Raw genomic sequence first — 15,302 nt, forward strand, 5'->3', positions numbered from 1 at the left:
ATTAAACTTTTAAACCTCTTTCTAAAAACTGAAAAATTATTTCCGACAGATTATTCTTTTTCTTCCAGCCATTTCCTGGCATTCACAAAAGCTTCAATCCACGGCGAAACTTCGTCTTTTCGGTCCCCGGGATAATAGGCCCAGTTCCACTGGAATGTAGAACGCTCCAAATGCGGCATCATTACTAGGTGTCTTCCGGTATCATCGGTTAGCATCGCGGTGTTGTGGTTAGAACCGTTTGGATTGGTAGGATATTTATCATAGCCATACTCACCAACAATGTTGTATCGCTCTTTGGAATAAGGAAAGCTGAATTTCCCTTCTCCATGAGCCGCCCAGATTCCCAATGTACTGCCCGAAAGCGAAGACAGCATTACCGATTTATTTTCTTTTATTTCTACAGAAGTGAAAACACATTCAAATTTCTTCGAAGCGTTATGAAGCATTTTTGGCTTTTCTTCATGATCTGGATTTATCAAGCCTAGTTCAATAAATAGCTGGCAGCCATTACAAACTCCAATCGATAGCGTATCTTCTTTGCTGAAGAAATTATCCAGCACGGTTTTAGCCTTTTCGTTGTAGAGAAAAGCACCGGCCCAGCCTTTGGCACTTCCCAATACATCAGAATTGGAAAATCCTCCCACTGCCGCGATAAATTTTATATCTTCCAAGGTTTCCCGCCCGCTTATGAGATCGGTCATGTGTACATCTTTTACATCAAAACCGGCGAGATGCATGGCACGGGCCATCTCTCTTTCAGAATTTGATCCTTTTTCCCTGATAATTGCTGCTTTAATTCTTGTGTGGGATCGGGCGGAGTCAAGAGCAGGAAGCTTTCCGTCAAAATGTGCCGGAAACTTGAATTTTAAAGGTTGCACCTTATAATTGTTGAAACGTTCCGTAGCCTTATCCTTTCCACTTTGTTTCTGGTCCAGAAGGAAAGAAGTTTCAAACCATTTATCTCTTAATTCTGAAATATTAAAGCTGAAGGTTTCTGTACCGTTTTTAATTTTCAGTTTGTTTCCTTCAGTAGCATTGCCAATTTTAAAGAATTCTATGTTATTATCAGCTAAAACTTTTTCAGCCGAAGCATCTTTGGCCTGGAACACGATTCCGCAGTTTTCATTAAACAGAATCTTAACAGAATCTTTTTCATTTAATGCTGAAAGGTCTAATTCTGCTCCCAGGTTTACATCGGCAAAACACATTTCCAGCAAAGTGGTAATCAATCCACCGGAAGCTACATCGTGTCCTGCAAGAATAAGTTCATTCTTTATAAGCCCCTGGATATTAAAGAAAATATCAGCAAACTTTTCATCATCTTTAATAGTAGGAACATCCGTGCCCACCTTGTTCAGGGTTTGGGCAAAGGAAGAACCGCCAAGCTTGAAAGCGTCCTGGGACATATTGATATAATAAATATCGCCACCATCTTTTTGAAGAACTGGTTCCACAACTTTAGTTATATTATCGCAATGCCCGGCTGCCGAAATAATTACGGTTCCGGGAGAAATCACTTCTTCATTTTGGTACTTCTGCTTCATGGAAAGTGAATCTTTCCCTGTAGGAACATTTATGCCCAAAGCAATGGCAAAATCTGAAACGCCCTGTACCGCCTCGTAAAGCCTGGCATCTTCTCCTTCATTATTGCAGGGCCACATCCAGTTTGCCGAAAGGGAAACAGACTTTAGTCCTTTTTCAAGGGGTGCCCAGATAATGTTTGAAAGAGCTTCGGCAATAGAATTTTTAGAACCTGCAGCCGGGTCCACAAGTGCCGAAACAGGGGAGTGGCCAATTGAAGTTGCCACCCCTTCTTTCCCATTGTAATCCAGCGCCATTACTCCGCAGTTGTTCAGCGGAAGTTGCAAAGGTCCTGCAGTTTGCTGTTTTGCAACGCGTCCGGTAACGCAGCGGTCGACTTTATTTGTTAACCAGTCTTTACAGGCAACCGCTTCCAATTGCAGCACCTGCTCTAAATAGGCTGGTATATTTTCTGAAGAGTAGGCTACATTTTCATATATTCTACTCATAGTTTTATCATTCATGATGGTTTTTGGAGAACTGCCAAACATATCGGCCAGATCCAGGTCCATAGGCTTTTCTCCAGATGTTTTTCCTTCAAAAGTAAAGCGGTGGTCTCCGGATACATCTCCGACTTCATACATAGGTGAACGCTCGCGATCTGCAACTCTTCGAAGAATATCCAGTTTGCCTTCTCCAATTATTAGCCCCATGCGTTCCTGGGATTCATTTCCTATAATTTCTTTTGCTGAAAGTGTGGGGTCTCCAACCGGAAGTTTTTCCAAATCAATTTTTCCACCGGTTTCTTCCACAAGTTCACTCAGGCAGTTTAAATGTCCGCCAGCACCGTGATCGTGAATGGAAACAATAGGATTTTCTTCACTTTCCACCATTCCGCGAACGGCATTGGCAGCACGTTTTTGCATTTCGGGATTTGCCCGTTGGATGGCATTTAATTCGATTCCGCTGCCAAATTCTCCTGTATCTGCTGAAGAAACCGCTGCACCGCCCATTCCAATACGGTAATTTTCACCACCAAGAACAACAATTTTATCACCTTTCTTCGGAACATCCTTTTTCGCCTGGTCTGCTTTTCCATAACCTATTCCGCCGGCAAGCATAATCACTTTGTCATAGCCCAGTTTGCGGTTGTGTTCTGCATGTTCAAAAGTGAGCACCGAACCTGCAATTAACGGTTGGCCAAATTTATTACCAAAGTCTGAAGCTCCGTTAGATGCTTTTATTAAAATATCCATTGGCGTCTGGTATAACCAATCTCTTTCTTTCATTCCTTCTTCCCAGGAGCGATCTTTTTGTAGTCGGGAATAGGAAGTCATATAAACCGCAGTTCCCGCCAAAGGCAAAGAACCTTTTCCACCGGCAAGACGGTCTCTTATTTCGCCACCGCTTCCTGTTGCCGCACCATTAAAAGGCTCTACAGTAGTAGGGAAATTATGAGTTTCGGCTTTGAGGGAAATGACCGACTCAAAATCTTTATTTTCGTAATATTCCGGAACATCGGGAGCTTTGGGTGCAAACTGCTGCACTTTAGGGCCCTTTACAAAAGCAACATTATCTTTATATGCGGAAACAATTTCGTTTGGGTTCTCTTCGGAAGTTTTTCTGATGAGTTTAAAGAGGGAAGAAGGTTTTTCTTTCCCATCAATAATAAAAGTTCCGTTAAAGATTTTATGACGGCAATGTTCCGAATTTACCTGGGAAAAACCAAAGACTTCAGAATCTGTCAGTTTTCGGCCTAACTTGTCTGCCAATCCCTGGAGGTAAGCCACTTCTTCAATATTTAGCGCCAAACCTTCTTTCTGGTTATAAGCTTCAATATCGTCCACTTCAATTATCGGCTCCGGATTAATGTGAATATCAAAAATATCCTGGTCCAGGCCATCATATTTCTGGGAAAGCATTGGATCGAAATCATGAAAATGTTCATCTACCCTTAGAAATTCCTCAATCCTAATGATGCCGCGAATTCCCATATTTTGGGTAATTTCTACAGCATTGGTGCTCCAGGGTGTGATCATTGCGGCACGTGGACCAACAAAAAAATCTGCCAGAGCAGATTTATTTATTTGGGTGGTGTCGCCAAAAAGCCAGTTTATTTTTGATATATCTTGAGCTGAAAGGTTGGTGTGTGTTTCCACAGCAAAAACCTTTGTGGTTTGGTTTCCGAAGAAAAGAATCATTCCAGGTTGTTTTGTGTTGTTTGCAAATTTAGCTTTTTTGCCGTGAATATCCGGAAGCGAAAATAAAAAAACCGATGCTTTTCAGACATCGTTTTTATAGAATAAACGGAACTTGAATTTAGTATGTACCAATTCCAGTGCTTTGTTATTGCCTCCACCTTCAACATATTCTGAAAATAATAAAATGCCATCCTCGTTACCACCGCCGGTTCCTTCACCATCTTCATCCTCATCGTTTTCATCTTCATCACCGTTGTTTTCATCTCCAGTAGTATCTGGAGGGGTAGTAATGTTGTTGTCGTCATCAGAGCTGCAGGCTGCCAGAGTAAACAGACATATATAGGCTTTTTAATGCCATTGATTAAGAATTATAAAAATTAGCATTTATTTTTTTTGAAGAAGAGCCATGTAAAACCCGTCGTAACCAGTTTCAGAAGAAAGGATTTTTTGATCTTTAACTAGTTCAAAATCTTTTCCTTCTTCCCGTTTCAGGAAGTTTTCTACCTGCTGCTGATTTTCAGATGGCAAAACCGAACAGGTGGCATACACCATTTTTCCACCAGGTTTCAGTATTTTAGAATATTGATCAAGAATTTCTGCCTGGGTATTTTTAATTTTTGAAATAAATTCAGGTTGCAGTTTCCATTTGGCATCAGGATTTCTACTTAAAACTCCCAATCCGCTGCAGGGCGCATCTATTAAAACCCGGTCTGCACTATTATGCAGTTTTTTGATTACTTTGGTAGTATCAATTTCCCTGGTTTCAACATTGTGTGCTCCGGCTCTTTTCGCGCGGCGTTTTAGTTCTTTCAGTTTATTTCCGAAAATATCCAAAGCAATAATTTGTCCTTTATTTTCCATTAAAGCGGCAAGGTGAAGCGTTTTACCGCCCGCACCGGCACAGGTATCTACCACGCGCATTCCCGGCTCGACATTAAGAAAATGGGCTACAAGTTGTGATGATGCGTCCTGGACTTCAAAATTGCCATCTTTAAAGGCTTTTGTTCTAAAAACGTTTGCTCTTTCTTCCAGTTCCAGGGCTTCCGGATAATCTTTTAAAACACGGGTTTGAATGTCTTCTTCAGCTAAAATTTCCTGAAGATTTTCCCGGTTGGCTTTAAGTGTGTTTGTCCTTATTATAACTGGAGCGAGATTATTAAGCGCATGTATTTCTTTGGTCCAGGTTTCTTCACCCAGTTCTTTCACACCCATTTCATCCAGCCAGTCCGGAATGGATTCTTTATATTTCCTGATTTTGCTAAGCGCATCAAATTTACCTTTAATTCTTCGGGTTGGAGTGTCTTCAATTTGTTTCCAGTCCGGTAAATCTATTCCTCTTAAAGTAGCCCAAACGGCAAAAAGCCGGAACAGGTTTTCCCTTGAAAAGGGGTCTTTCACTTCGGCAATTTCAGCATAAAGCCTTTTCCAGCGAACAATATCATAAGTAGTTTCAGCAATAAAACTTCTATCCCTGGCACCCCAACGTTTATCTCTTTTTAAGGTTTTTTGAATGACCTTATCGGCATATTTGCCTTCGTTAAAGATTTCAGACAAAGCATCTATGGTGGCGAAAACCAGGTTTCTGTGTAAGCGCATATATAAAATTTAAGGCTGCAAAGGTAAGGTTTTTTGCTTCGGAAAATTTTATCTTTGATTTTATGCCGAAATTATCAGTTTTCATCATCGGTTAACCTGAAGATAACTTCAATGAAAAACATACTTTACTTCTTTATTATATTTATTATTTCATGTAAATCTGAAAAGAAATCTGATAAAAAATCAGAAACAGCTTCAGAAGAAAATTTTACAAAAGTAGAAATTAAGAATATCCTCAAGAATGATTCTTTAAGTATCAGGGCTATAAAAGTGATAGGAAATAATCTTGCTTTTGCTGCTAATAACGGAACTTACGGCTTATATAATTCCGCAGAAGAAAAATGGAAAACAAATGTGCAGAAATATGATACCCTAACTCCAGAATTAAGGGCTGTGGCAAGTACAGCGAATGATTTTTTTATGCTGAGTGTCGGGAATCCTGCCTTGCTTTACAAAACAGGCGAAAATGGGAAAATGGAGCTGGTTTATAAAGAAGAGGATGAAAATGTGTTTTATGACGCCATGGCTTTTTGGAATGATAGCGAAGGAATTGCCATGGGAGACCCTACCGATAATTGCCTTTCTGTGATTATTACCCGCGATGGTGGATACACCTGGAATAAAATATCCTGTAAAAATTTGCCGGAAGCTGCCGATGGGGAAGCTGCTTTTGCTGCCAGTAATTCTAATATTTCAATTCAGGGAGATAATGTCTGGATCCTTTCAGGCGGAAAGAAATCAAGAATATACTATTCTCCCGATAAAGGAGAAAGCTGGGAAGTGTTTGATACTCCGCTGCTTCAGGGAGAAGCTACTCAGGGAGGGTACAGTCTGGATTTTTATGATGCTGAAAATGGAATAATTATAGGGGGTGATTATACTGTGCCTGAAGGAAATACAGGAAATAAAGCTATTACCAAAAATGGAGGAAGAACCTGGGAATTGATTGCAGAAGGGGAGGAGCCGGGTTACAAAAGCGGAATACGATATGTGCCTAACAGCAGGGGAGAAGAGATTGTGGCAGTAGGATTTACGGGAATTTCTTATAGCAAAGACAGTGGAAAAAGCTGGAATACTCTTTCCAATGAAGGATTTTATACTTTACGATTTTTAAATGACTCTACAGCCTATGCGGCAGGGCAGGGGAAAGTGGCAAAGCTACTCTTCAGGTAATATTGTGCCCATAAAAAAGTATTCCGGATAACATGAGCTATCCGGAATACCATTACTAACTAACTAACCAAAAAACTAAATCTAAAGTTTTACTTTTTCCTGTTTTCTTCTTCGCGCCTTTTTCTGTCGCGATATTCTCTTATTAATTTCTTATGAAATTCATCTTCAAGCCGGTGCAGTTTTATTATATCCTTAGTGGACAGGATTTCCTTAAGATCCTGAAAAAGTTGTTTTTTTATTACATACTCCTTTCTTTCAATATCCAGGTATTCTCCTAAAACTTTTTCGGCCTGCTGTTCATTTATACATTCGGTATCAAGAAGTTTGGTATCTTCCTCGCTATGAAGCTGCCTTCTTCTGTTTTCATATTCTTCATAAATTGGCCAGAATTTTTGCGCAATTTTATTGCTCATATTTAATTCCTGAGTAATAAAAGCTGTCTTCAAGGCCTTAATCTGTTCCCTGTCATCCTGCGCGTTAGATTGTAGAACACAGAAAAACATCAGAAAAAAAAGTAAAATTTTCTTCATAGATTATTCATATATATGAGCAGGGTCTTCCAAATGCTCATCCAGATACTCAACAACCGCATTGGAATTTACCTCTCTAAAATCTGCATCTTCAATATTATAACCATCTTCATAAAGATAATTGGTTATTTCTGACTCCGGCATGTCCAAATACCCTTCTTCTATATAATTTTCTATAGCAGAGAGTTCAAGGTTATCCCATGACGCTTCGGCCTCAGTCTGGACAAACAGGCTGTTAATTACAGCAAATAAAACAGCTGCAATTCCGGCAACATAATAAAAAGTTCTTCTGCTAAAAATAGAAATTACTCCGGTGTCTTCTTTAGCAGGTAATTCTACATTAAAATTCTCAAGGTAAGCCTCAGGAGTTTTAAAGCCGCTGGAAACTTGTTTATTATGTAAAAAAGATTCTTCTGATTTAGAAAATAAGCCATCCATCAGGTCCTGTTCAAGATTCCCGAAATAATCATCGGGGATTTTAAAACCCGATTTTGATTTGTGTGGTAGCTTATTCTTTTTCATTTGCTTGTTTGACTCCGCTTTTCACAAAAGGTTTAATTAGTTTTTAAAAAATCTTCAATTTTTTTGGCTGCGATATGATAACTGGCTTTTAGTGCACCTTCGCTGGTTTCCAAAATTTCAGCTATTTCGCGGTATTTTAGGTCTTCAAAATATTTCATATTAAAAACCTGTTGTTGCTTAGCCGGAAGGCTGGCGATAGCTTTTTGCAATTTTAGCTCAATTTCACTGCCGTCGAAATAAACATCACTTTCCAGATTGGAAATAAGCTGCTCCTGTAAATCCTCTGAAGTGATTTGAAGCTTTCTCGCTTTTTGATTTAAAAATGTTATCGCTTCATTAGTTGCAATCCTGTACATCCAGGAGAAGAGTTTACTTTCTCCTTTAAAGTTACGGATATTTTTAAATATTTTAATGAAGGTGTTTTGAAGAATGTCATCGGTATCATCATGGTTTTTTACCATATTCCTGATATGCCAGTAAAGCCTTTCCTTATGTAGCGATACGAGTTCCCTGAAAGCATCCTGAGCAGTAGCTTTGTTCCTGAGACGTTCTACTAAATCAATTTCAGACTTATCCAACTCCTTTCTCTGTTTGCTGAACAGTATTTGTTTTTGTTCACGGCTTAAAGATATTTAAAAATTTGGAGGCACTATAAAAGGATAATCATTTATTATTAAGTAGGAAAAATATGTCGGGTGTGAGGTAATTTTCGATGAAAAGCAAAATTTTAATGTTTAAATACATTAATTACTTGTTTAAATAAATATTAGCTTTATATTTACATTATCAAAATAAGGATTTTAATCTTTTTTGCCCCAAAATTAAAACCTATTGAAGAGGTTGTTTTCATTAGCCCCAAAATGGAGACAACATTAATAAAAATGGATGAAACCTACTTTCATCCATTTTTTATTTTAAAATGTTAGTTCAAAACGTGTAGGAAATTACCACCTGGGAGTTTTAATCAAAAGACTGCATTTCTACAAGTTTGCGGTAATTGCCATTTTTAGCAAGAAGTTCTTCGTGCCGTCCGGCCTCCACAATTTCTCCTTTTTGCATTACTACAATTTTATCTGCATTCTGAATAGTAGAAAGGCGGTGAGCAATTACAATAGAAGTCCGATTTTTCATCATGTTTTCCAGTGCTTTCTGCACCAGTTTTTCACTTTCGGTATCCAAAGCTGAAGTTGCCTCGTCTAAAATCATGATGGGCGGATTTTTAAGAACGGCCCTTGCGATGGAAATTCGCTGTTTCTGGCCGCCACTAAGTCTATTACCGCTATCACCTATATTAGTTTCCAGTTGCTCTGGTAAATCTTTTACAAATTCCCAGGCATTGGCGATTTTCAGGGCATCTATAATTTCTGCTTCCGAAGCGTCTTCTTTACCTAAGCCAACGTTGTTCCTGATGGTATCGTTAAACAAAATAGAATCCTGAGTTACTAAACCCATAAGGCGGCGTAAAGAAGCCTTGGAGATATCCCGGATATCGATATTATCTATCTTTATTGCACCTTCATTTACATCATAAAAACGGGTAATAAGATTGGCAATAGTCGATTTTCCACTGCCTGACTGCCCTACCAGCGCAACAGTTTCTCCAAGCTTTACCTGCAGGGAAAAATTTTTCAGGACCTTTTCCTTTTCATATTTAAATGAAATATTTTCAATTTGTATATCTGAATCAAAAGATTGCTTCTGTACCGCATTTTCTTTATCCCTAACATTACTTTCGGTTTCAATGATCTCCAGAATTCGTTCAGCACTGGCATTTCCCTTTTGGACACTGTAAGTGGCTTTGGAAATTGCCTTTGCCGGAGTGAGGATATTATAAGTAAGCACCAGGAAACCAATGAATGTAGAGGCATCCATAGACCCTTCAATTAAAACCATATTGCCACCAAACCAAAGAATCACAGTTATTACCACAACTCCAAGAAATTCGCTCATAGGAGAAGCTAGATTTTGCCGGTGGAGGAGGGAATTTAGTATTTTGTTAAGTCTGCCGGTACTATTCCCGAATTTATGCCTGAACCTGTCTTCGGCATTAAAACCTTTAATTATTTTAAGGCTGGAAAGCGTTTCCTCAACAAGAGAGAGAAAATGTGCATTTTCCTGCTGTGCACTGGTAGATTTAGCCTTCAGCTTTTTCCCAATAGATGAAATGATAAGGCCTGCCAACGGTAAAAATATAAATACAAAAAGTGTTAGTTTTGGACTTATAGCAATCATCGCAAATAAGGTGAAAATAAGGGTTAGGGGTTCCTTGATGAACATTTCCAGCATACTTAAAAATGATGACTGGATTTCCTGTACATCGCTGGTTATCCTGGAAATAAAATCTCCTTTTCGTTTTTCAGAAAAAAAAGAAACGGGTAATTCTACAATTTTGTCATAGATTTTATTTCTGATATCTCTTAACATGCCATTCCTGAGATTGGCAATAAAATACATGGCCAGATAATTAAAAAAGTTCTTTAACAGGAACAGTATAATTACCAGTACGCATATAGTTATGAGCGCTGAGATTTGCCCATATTCTTCAACCCGTTGGTTCAGAAAATAATTTGCATAGTCACTGGCGTAGTCTTTTAATGTTTCAAAGCTCCCATTCCATTGAGGCTCATTAAGTATTGGTTCTTCTTCCTGAAAAAGCACTTGGAGCATAGGTATAAAGGCCAAAAAAGACAGGGTACTGAATATGGCGTAGAAAACATTGGAAATAATATTCAGTATCGCGAAGCGCTTGTAAGGCTTCGCGAACTGAAGTACTTTTCTAAAATATGACATAGGCGCGCAGGGCTGTTAGCCCAATTGGAGTTCTTTCTTTATTCTGGAAACTTTGTCGGCTAATTCCTTATTTACTTTCGCGTGATTTTCAACTTTGTCCAATTCTGCATTCACACTAATATAGAACTTAATCTTAGGCTCAGTTCCACTGGGGCGGGCAGCAATTTTTGTTCCGCTTTCAGTGTAGTAAATCAATACATTAGATTTTGGAATATTTATTTTTTCTTCGGAGTGATCCTGAAGATTTCTCGAAGTTGAAGCCTGGTAATCTTCAATTAAAACCACTTTTTCACCATCAATTTCTTCCCACGGATTTTCCCGAAGATCAATGAGCATTTGCTTAATCTCTTTTTCACCTTCAATTCCTTTTTTAACAAGGGAAATCAGTTCTTCTCGATAAAGGCCATATTCTTTATAAAGTTCAATTAATTTCTGATAAAAAGAGCCACCTTCTGCCTTCATTTTTGCGGCAATTTCACAAGCCAGCAGGGTAGAGGTAACCGCATCTTTATCCCGTACAAAATCGGAAACCATGTAGCCGAAGCTTTCTTCGCCGCCACCTATAAAATCGAGTTCAGGATGATCTTTTATGAGCCTGGCAATCCATTTAAAGCCGGTTAGTACTTCATGATATTCCACATTGTAAGATTCTACAATGTTCTTCAGCATTGGCGTAGAAACAATGGTGGAGGCCACAAATTCGTTCCCGTCCAGCTTATTTTCTTTTTTCCACTGTTCCAGCAAAAACCAGGTCATTACCAGCATGGTCTGGTTACCGTTTAGCAAAGTCATTTTCCCTTGCAGGTCACGTACTGCAATTCCCAGGCGATCACAATCGGGATCGGTTCCAATTACAATATCGGCGTTTTTTTCATCGGCGAGTTCAAGTGCCATTTTTAAGGCTTCAGGCTCTTCAGGATTAGGTGATTTCACCGTAGGAAAATTACCATCCGGTTCTTTTTGCTCCTGAACGATATTTAAATTCTTAAAACCTGCTTTATCAAGTACATCGGGAACAAGAGTGATTGAGGTTCCATGGAGGGAAGTAAAAACGATCTCAAGATTTTCCTTTGCGGAAGCCGCGATATCAAAACTGCCATTTTTGACCGAAGCTTCTGTGAATGCCTTATCTACTTCAGTATCTATTGTATGGATAAGATCTTTGTTTGCTTCAAAATTGATATCGGAATATTCGGTATTATTAATAACCTCTACCAATTCTTTATCCTGCGGCGGCACCAATTGCCCGCCATCCTGCCAGTAAACTTTATAACCATTATATTCCGGCGGATTATGGCTGGCGGTAAGTACTATCCCGCAGTGACAGTTAAGATGTTTAACCGCAAAGGACAATTCGGGAGTGGGCCTAAGGTTTGAGAAAAGATAGACTTCTATTCCGTTAGCCGAAAAGACATCTGCCACCACCCGGGCAAGTTCTTTACTGTTGTTTCTGCAATCATAAGCGATTGCTGCTTTTGGCTGTTCTTTCGGAAACTGTTTTTTTAGAAAATCAGATAACCCCTGGGTGTTTTTTCCGAGGGTATATTTGTTGATACGGTTTGTGCCAACACCCATTATCCCACGCATGCCGCCGGTACCAAATTCAAGGTTTTTATAAAAACTTTCTTCTAATTCCTGTGGATTGTTCTCCAGCAAATTATTGATTTTATTTTTAGTTTCCTTATCAAAAGTTTCAGAAAGCCATGCTTCAGCTTTGGAACGTATTTCAGGTTTTATCTGTGACATATTTTCTAATATTTACTAGCAAAAATAGTATTAATAGCGGAATGAAGTTAAAAATTTTGGGTGGTTTTACTAATTAAATAGCGTTCTTTATCTCTCTTAGATCTTAAAATAAGCTCCCCGAGAAATCCTGCCAGAAAAAGCTGGCTACCAATAATCATCACAGTAAGAGCGATGTAAAACCATGGATTAGAAGTTACCAGTACGTTGGGAAGCCCGTGATATAGCTTGTAAAGTTTGGAAATTCCAATCCATCCGGCAGAGAGAAAACCAAAGATAAACATGAGCACTCCCAGGGCTCCAAAAAGGTGCATGGGACGCCTACCGAATTTAGACAAAAACCAGATACTGATTAGGTCAAGAAAACCGTTAATAAAGCGTTCTACACCAAATTTTGTTTTTCCATACTTCCGGGCCTGGTGCTGTACTTCTTTCTCAGTTATCTTAGTGAAACCGGCATTTTTGGCCAATACAGGGATGTAGCGGTGCATCTCACCATACACATCAATATTTTTCACCACCGCACTTCGGTAAGCTTTAAGTCCGCAGTTAAAATCATGCAATTTCACCCCGGAAGTTTTTCTGGCTGCAGCATTAAAAAGTTTTGAAGGGAGGTTTTTAGACAAAACATTATCATAGCGCTTCTTTTTCCAACCGGACACCAGGTCGTAATTTTCTTCCTGAATCTTATGGTAAAGCTCCGGAATTTCTTCAGGATTATCCTGAAGGTCGGCATCCATGGTAATTATCACCTCGGCCTGTGCTTTAAGAAAACCAGCATGCAGGGCCTGGGATTTACCGTAATTGCGGTTAAATTTAATGCCTTTTACAAATTTATCATTTAGGGAAAGTGCTTCGATAGCTTTCCAGGAATCATCGGTACTTCCATCGTCAATAAAAATGATTTCATAGGAAAAGGAATTGGACCGTAAGACTTTTACGATCCAATTATATAATTCTAATATAGATTGTTCTTCGTTCAGAAGAGGAATGACGATAGATAACTGCATAAATTTATGCTTCGTACGGGTTCTTATTTCTCTTTATAAAGCCTACTACAAGAGCAATTAAAAAACCGAAAAAGATGTTACCTATTAATGACACAGCAGTAATGATCCATGGTGAAGAAAATTTACCTGCCATCTCCATTGACTGATCAATTTGACTTTGCGGCATGTCTGGAAAGCTTTCCATCATTTGTTCGCGTTGTAAATCTGACATTTGAGACATATAATCAGGCTCAATTACAAAAATAAGAAGCAACATCCATAATGCGCCCAGAATTCCTCCAATAAGAGCTATTCCCACTCCAATCTTTAATGCTTCTTTTACAGATAAAAATCCGCCGTTTTCCTTCTTGTAGGCATCTGTTCCCATCCATATTACTCCGGCGAGAATCAGGAATCCTACTACTGTGTAGATAAAACTAGGATTTAGATATGCATTGGTTACATACATAATTACTCCAAGGAGTATAGAGATTACTCCCAGAATTACTCCGTAATTAAGAATGATTTTTTTAGAATTTGCATTAGGATTTTCCATTGTTTTAAAATATTGATTAGTTATATGGAATATTAGTAGCAAAGATAGTAAAACGTTACATACAGAAATTTCAAAAAACTTTATGTTTAGCCTTGGATGTAAGTGAGAAATGATTAAATTTGCATCTCGAAAAATAAAAGTTAATAGCGATGAAGCAGGGAATCCATCCGGGGAATTATAGACTAGTAGCATTTAAAGATATGTCTAATGAAGACGTTTTCTTAACAAAATCTACAGCAAATACTAAAGAAACCATTGAAATTGAAGGAACTGAATATCCTTTGGTGAAGCTGGAAATTTCAAGAACTTCACATCCATATTATACTGGTAAATCTAAACTTGTGGATAGTGCAGGTAGAATTGATAAGTTCAAGAACAAATACGCAAAATTCAAGAAAAAATAGTTTTTCCTGTATTTTAACAATATATAAGGCTGTCTGTTAGGCGGCCTTTTTTATTTTCCAATAGTGCAGGTATTTCTTTAAATCCAATATTGCTGAAAATGAACTACATATTATTTGACGGCTCCTATAGAAATCAATTACTTCCGTTTACATTTACACGCCCTGTGGCCGATATACGCATTGGCATCCTAAGCATCCGTGAGAAATGGGAAATGTGGCTGGGTAGTACTACTTCAACCATTACCGAAGATTATCTGGCAGATAAATGGCCCATGGTGGAAATGGAAGAAAATGTTATGATTAACGCGGCATTTCTTCCTACCACTGCGCTGGTGGAGCAGGTAAGAGAACTTGTAGCTAATCAGGCTATATTTTATGAAGAGGAAGTGGTGGCTTTCTATGTTAAGGAAGATCAGGAAGTTAATTTTGATGAATTTGAGCAAATTGAACTGGCTGGAGAGCCCTTGTTTATCGCCCACACCTGGGATATTTTTTCAAAAAACGGAGAGGCTATAAAAGCAGATTTCGATTTTATTACAGAGGATAAAACCTCCCAAAGCATTCCTGAATCCAATCATATAGTCAATCCCGGTGATATTTTTATTGAAGAAGGCGCTTCTGTGGAATTTTGTTCCTTAAATGCATCTGCTGGCCCAATATACATTGGTAAAGATGCCCAGGTTATGGAAGGTAGTTTAATACGCGGCCCATTTGCCATTGGCGAAGCTGCCGTGGTGAAAATGGGTGCTAAGATTTACGGCCCAACAACCATAGGACCCGGTTGTAAAGCAGGTGGCGAAATAAATAATTCGGTGCTTATGCAAAATTCCAACAAAGGGCACGATGGTTTCCTTGGCAATTCTGTTCTGGGGGAATGGTGCAACATTGGAGCCGATTCCAATAATTCGAATCTGAAGAATAATTATGCCGAAGTCCGCCTTTGGGATTATGAAACAGAACGATTTGCACCTACAGGCCTTCAGTTTTGTGGATTAATGATGGGGGACCACAGCAAATGCGGTATCAATACCATGTTTAATACGGGAACAGTTGTAGGAGTGAGCGCAAATATATTCGGAGCAGGATTTCCGCGGAATTTTATCCCGAGTTTTAGCTGGGGTGGAAGTGCAGGAACAACCACCTACAAAACACAAAAAGCATTCGAGGTTGCAGAAATTGTGATGAAAAGAAGAAATGTAGAATTTACTGAAGAAGACCAAGCCATCCTGGAACATGTTTTTGAAGAAACGAAGAAATGGAGAAGAGATTGATTCTAA

Annotated in this window: 12 protein-coding genes; 3 read left to right on the forward strand and 9 right to left on the reverse strand. The window is 38.8% G+C overall.

The window, feature by feature from the left end; genetic code table 11:
- Nucleotides 1-50: 50 nt before the first annotated feature.
- Nucleotides 51-3,722 carry a phosphoribosylformylglycinamidine synthase gene (gene purL / locus RM539_RS06740; RefSeq protein ID WP_311502612.1) on the reverse strand — a complete coding sequence of 1,224 codons (3,672 nt, stop codon included), beginning with the start codon at nucleotides 3,720-3,722 and terminating at the stop codon, nucleotides 51-53.
- A 384-nt stretch (nucleotides 3,723-4,106) separates the two neighbouring features.
- Nucleotides 4,107-5,318, reverse strand: a complete 1,212-nt coding sequence (locus RM539_RS06745) for an RsmB/NOP family class I SAM-dependent RNA methyltransferase (RefSeq protein ID WP_311502613.1) — start codon at nucleotides 5,316-5,318, stop codon at nucleotides 4,107-4,109.
- Between the two features lie 111 nt (nucleotides 5,319-5,429).
- Here RM539_RS06745 and RM539_RS06750 point away from each other — a divergent pair, with 111 nt between their 5' ends.
- On the forward strand, nucleotides 5,430-6,491 hold the full coding sequence (locus RM539_RS06750; RefSeq protein ID WP_311502614.1) for a WD40/YVTN/BNR-like repeat-containing protein: 1,062 nt from the start codon (nucleotides 5,430-5,432) through the stop codon (nucleotides 6,489-6,491).
- 89 nt (nucleotides 6,492-6,580) lie between these two features.
- Here RM539_RS06750 and RM539_RS06755 read toward each other — a convergent pair whose 3' ends face one another.
- From RM539_RS06755 to RM539_RS06785, 7 genes are all read right to left on the reverse strand, one after another.
- Nucleotides 6,581-7,021 (reverse strand): hypothetical protein, encoded by a 441-nt coding sequence (locus RM539_RS06755; protein WP_311502615.1) that lies wholly within the window; start codon nucleotides 7,019-7,021, stop codon nucleotides 6,581-6,583.
- A 3-nt stretch (nucleotides 7,022-7,024) separates the two neighbouring features.
- Nucleotides 7,025-7,543, reverse strand: coding sequence for a hypothetical protein (locus RM539_RS06760; protein ID WP_311502616.1), 519 nt, complete (start codon nucleotides 7,541-7,543; stop codon nucleotides 7,025-7,027).
- Between the two features lie 32 nt (nucleotides 7,544-7,575).
- Complete coding sequence (locus RM539_RS06765) at nucleotides 7,576-8,121, reverse strand: RNA polymerase sigma factor (protein ID WP_311502617.1); 546 nt, start codon at nucleotides 8,119-8,121, stop codon at nucleotides 7,576-7,578.
- Nucleotides 8,122-8,503: 382 nt separating this feature from the next.
- Complete coding sequence (locus tag RM539_RS06770) at nucleotides 8,504-10,333, reverse strand: ABC transporter ATP-binding protein (protein ID WP_311502618.1); 1,830 nt, start codon at nucleotides 10,331-10,333, stop codon at nucleotides 8,504-8,506.
- 15 nt (nucleotides 10,334-10,348) lie between these two features.
- Nucleotides 10,349-12,079: a phospho-sugar mutase gene (locus tag RM539_RS06775; protein WP_311502619.1), complete on the reverse strand. Its 1,731-nt coding sequence runs from the start codon at nucleotides 12,077-12,079 to the stop codon at nucleotides 10,349-10,351.
- Between the two features lie 47 nt (nucleotides 12,080-12,126).
- The gene (locus RM539_RS06780) at nucleotides 12,127-13,086 is read right to left on the reverse strand and encodes a glycosyltransferase family 2 protein (RefSeq protein WP_311502620.1); all 960 of its coding nucleotides are present in this window, start codon (nucleotides 13,084-13,086) and stop codon (nucleotides 12,127-12,129) included.
- 4 nt (nucleotides 13,087-13,090) lie between these two features.
- The gene (locus RM539_RS06785) at nucleotides 13,091-13,621 is read right to left on the reverse strand and encodes a DUF4199 domain-containing protein (RefSeq protein ID WP_311502621.1); all 531 of its coding nucleotides are present in this window, start codon (nucleotides 13,619-13,621) and stop codon (nucleotides 13,091-13,093) included.
- 149 nt (nucleotides 13,622-13,770) lie between these two features.
- Between RM539_RS06785 and RM539_RS06790 the strand changes: the two genes are divergently transcribed.
- Nucleotides 13,771-14,025, forward strand: coding sequence for a type B 50S ribosomal protein L31 (locus tag RM539_RS06790; RefSeq protein WP_311502622.1), 255 nt, complete (start codon nucleotides 13,771-13,773; stop codon nucleotides 14,023-14,025).
- A 98-nt stretch (nucleotides 14,026-14,123) separates the two neighbouring features.
- A complete protein-coding gene (locus RM539_RS06795; RefSeq protein WP_311502623.1) occupies nucleotides 14,124-15,296 on the forward strand; it encodes a GlmU family protein in 1,173 nt (390 codons plus the stop codon).
- The last annotated feature ends 6 nt before the right edge of the window (nucleotides 15,297-15,302 follow it).

It is taken from the genome of Autumnicola musiva, from assembly GCF_031846585.1.
GTDB lineage: Bacteria > Bacteroidota > Bacteroidia > Flavobacteriales > Flavobacteriaceae > Autumnicola > Autumnicola musiva.

Coding starts and splice junctions, on each gene's coding strand:
- purL (WP_311502612.1), bottom strand. CDS start 3,722: ATGATTCTTTTCTTCGGAAACCAAACCACAAAGGTTTTTGCTGTGGAA.
- RM539_RS06745 (WP_311502613.1), bottom strand. CDS start 5,318: ATGCGCTTACACAGAAACCTGGTTTTCGCCACCATAGATGCTTTGTCT.
- RM539_RS06750 (WP_311502614.1), top strand. CDS start 5,430: ATGAAAAACATACTTTACTTCTTTATTATATTTATTATTTCATGTAAA.
- RM539_RS06755 (WP_311502615.1), bottom strand. CDS start 7,021: ATGAAGAAAATTTTACTTTTTTTTCTGATGTTTTTCTGTGTTCTACAA.
- RM539_RS06760 (WP_311502616.1), bottom strand. CDS start 7,543: ATGAAAAAGAATAAGCTACCACACAAATCAAAATCGGGTTTTAAAATC.
- RM539_RS06770 (WP_311502618.1), bottom strand. CDS start 10,333: ATGTCATATTTTAGAAAAGTACTTCAGTTCGCGAAGCCTTACAAGCGC.
- RM539_RS06775 (WP_311502619.1), bottom strand. CDS start 12,079: ATGTCACAGATAAAACCTGAAATACGTTCCAAAGCTGAAGCATGGCTT.
- RM539_RS06780 (WP_311502620.1), bottom strand. CDS start 13,086: ATGCAGTTATCTATCGTCATTCCTCTTCTGAACGAAGAACAATCTATA.
- RM539_RS06785 (WP_311502621.1), bottom strand. CDS start 13,621: ATGGAAAATCCTAATGCAAATTCTAAAAAAATCATTCTTAATTACGGA.
- RM539_RS06790 (WP_311502622.1), top strand. CDS start 13,771: ATGAAGCAGGGAATCCATCCGGGGAATTATAGACTAGTAGCATTTAAA.
- RM539_RS06795 (WP_311502623.1), top strand. CDS start 14,124: ATGAACTACATATTATTTGACGGCTCCTATAGAAATCAATTACTTCCG.